The sequence below is a fragment of the Terrisporobacter sp. genome (genome assembly GCF_017888745.1).
Lineage (GTDB): Bacteria > Bacillota > Clostridia > Peptostreptococcales > Peptostreptococcaceae > Terrisporobacter.
Genome location: NZ_JAGHFM010000367.1, coordinates 1 through 2,765, shown reverse-complemented (window position 1 = coordinate 2,765; position 2,765 = coordinate 1). Strand labels below are relative to the sequence as shown.

The following is a 2,765-nucleotide window of genomic DNA, read 5'->3' as shown; positions in this document are numbered from 1 at the left end:
GAATAATATGTAGATATAAAAGAATTAATGTATTAAATAATTTAAAAATTTTACTTTTAAGCCATATAAGTTGAAATATTTTATTTATATGTATAAAATAATTAATATAACTGTATAATATAAAATTATAACAATTCAATATAATAATCAATATATTATAAAAAATATTAATTTAACATGTTAGGAATGAAATATAATATGAAAAAAGCAATGATAGTATTTGGTACTAGACCCGAAGCTATAAAAATGTGTCCCTTAGTAAAAGAATTAAAAAATAGAAAAAGTATAGAAACAATAGTATGTGTTACAGGGCAACATAGAGAAATGTTAGATCAAGTACTTCAAGTTTTTGATGTTGTACCTGATTTTGACTTAGATGTAATGAAAAATGAGCAAACTTTGTTTGATGTTACTCATAATATATTATCTAAAATGAAAAATATTTTGGAAAATGTAAAACCTGACGTAGTTTTAGTTCATGGTGATACCACTACAACTTTTGTAACATCACTGGCAGCCTTTTATTTACAAATACCAGTAGGTCATGTAGAAGCAGGTCTTAGAACATATAATATAAATTCTCCTTTTCCTGAAGAGTTTAATAGACAAGCTACTGGTATAATAGCTAAATATCATTTTGCTCCAACTAATATGGCTAAAGAGAATTTACTAAAAGAAGGAAAAAATGAAGAAAATATTTACGTGACGGGAAATACTGCCATAGATGCTCTCAAAACTACAGTAAAAGAAGATTACCAACATGAAGTTTTTGACTGGATAGGGGAAGATAAATTAATAATGCTTACTGCTCATAGAAGAGAAAATCTAGGTAAACCTTTAGAAAACATGTTTAAGGCCATTAAAAAAATTGTAGATAAATACGAAGATATAAAAGTTATCTACCCGATTCATATGAATCCATTAGTGAGAAATATGGCAAATGAAATTTTAGGCAATCATGAAAGAATTAAAATTATAGAGCCTTTAGATGTAATTGATTTTCATAATTTTTTAAATAAATCCTACCTTATACTTACAGATAGTGGAGGAATACAAGAAGAAGCACCTTCTCTTGGAAAGCCTGTTCTTGTAATGAGAGATACTACAGAAAGGTCTGAAGGTATAAAATCTGGAACGCTTAGGTTAGTAGGTACAAATGAAGAGAGTATTTATGCAAATTTTAAGGAACTTATTGATAATGAAGAAATTTATAAAAGTATGAGTAATGCATCTAATCCATATGGAGATGGACTTGCTTCTAAGAGAATTACAGATATATTAGAAAATAATTTATGATAAAGTTAAATAAAGGGCGTGTCAAAAATGACACACCCTTCAAAGTTATCCTAAAACTAATATTTAATAGTTCAATTGAATATTACTATTATCATTTAAATATTCATGTTTATCCATATCAATATCTTTATTAATAAAATCTCTTAAAACTACTTCAGAGTTTAAGTCGTATAACCATATCCAGCCAGCTTTTTTATAAATTCCACCTTTAACATGAACATTATCTATAATTGGGAATTGACCTTGTTTTACAACTAAATTATCACCAAAGCTATAAGCCGTAAATGCAATATTTAAAATATCTGTTGGAGATAGATTTGTTGATACATATGGTAATAATGTGTTAAGTAGATGAGGATACTCAGAGAATTTCATAGCTTTAACTTTGTTTATTACAGCAAGCATAACTTCTCTTTGTCTTTCATCTCTATTAATTGCACTATCTGTCTTTCTAATTCTAGTGTAAGCAATAGCTTGATATCCATTTATTGTTTGTTTACCAGTCTTAGTTAAAAGTTTCATCTCACCTTTATTAGAATAAGTACATTGTTCATATGAAGGAACTATATAGTCATTTACTATTTCAAGTTCACGTTCATTTACATCAACTTCAACTCCACCTAAAATAAATATAATATTCATTAAATCATCAAAATCAACTTGAATATAATTATCTAATTTAAGTTCAAAGTTTTCTTCTATAGTTTGGAATAATAAATCTTCTTTTCCCCAGAAATAGGCAGCATTTAATTTTCCTTTACCTTTTCCAGGAATATCTACATAAGTATCACGAGCAAGAGATGTTAACTTAATGTTTTTGTTATTAGCATCTATCGTTGCAATCATCATACAGTCTGAACGATAAGCTAGCTCTTTTTCTCTACCGTCAGTACCTAATAATAAAATATTAGTAATACCATCTACTTTTTCATATTTTGACTCATAACTACTTTCACCATTTTTATCTTGAGATGGTTTAACCACATTTAACTTATTATAAAATGAGTAGAATGTAACTACTGGAATTGCTATCAATAAAATAAGTAAAGCAATTACTATCTTTTTAGTCGAAAATTTCTTTTTATTTGACAAAATTTCCTCCCCCTTAGAAATTAATTTTAAAATATAGATACATTATACCAAAAATTAAAAATAATTAGTTAAAATGCAAGAATTTTACATAAAATAAAAATTATACATTGTGATTATAGGGGTTTAGACTTTATAGCAATAAATATGAAATTAAAGATTTAGAATTAGCTAAATAAGTAGAAATTCTAAGCAACGGACAAAGTCGTTGGCGACATGAGCGAAGCGAATTTTTTATTTGAAAATGATTTTAATATAAGATAAAATAAAATTAGGAAAATAAGAAAATTAAGTTAATAGGAAGAATTAACAATAAACTATATATAAATATAATAAAAAGCTTATAGTGTAAAATAATAACAATAATGAAAATCTATAGG

At 26.1% G+C, this 2,765-nt stretch carries 2 protein-coding genes; one reads left to right on the top strand and one right to left on the bottom strand.

The features are described from left to right. Positions 1-177 precede the first annotated feature (177 nt). Positions 178-1,296, top strand: coding sequence for a non-hydrolyzing UDP-N-acetylglucosamine 2-epimerase (wecB, locus tag J7G74_RS16045; RefSeq protein WP_330616615.1), 1,119 nt, complete (start codon positions 178-180; stop codon positions 1,294-1,296). A gap of 63 nt (positions 1,297-1,359) precedes the next feature. Here the strand turns inward: wecB and J7G74_RS16040 are convergent, their stop codons facing one another. Further along, the gene (locus tag J7G74_RS16040) at positions 1,360-2,388 is read right to left on the bottom strand and encodes an LCP family protein (RefSeq protein WP_297137202.1); all 1,029 of its coding nucleotides are present in this window, start codon (positions 2,386-2,388) and stop codon (positions 1,360-1,362) included. Between the last annotated feature and the right edge of the window lie 377 nt (positions 2,389-2,765).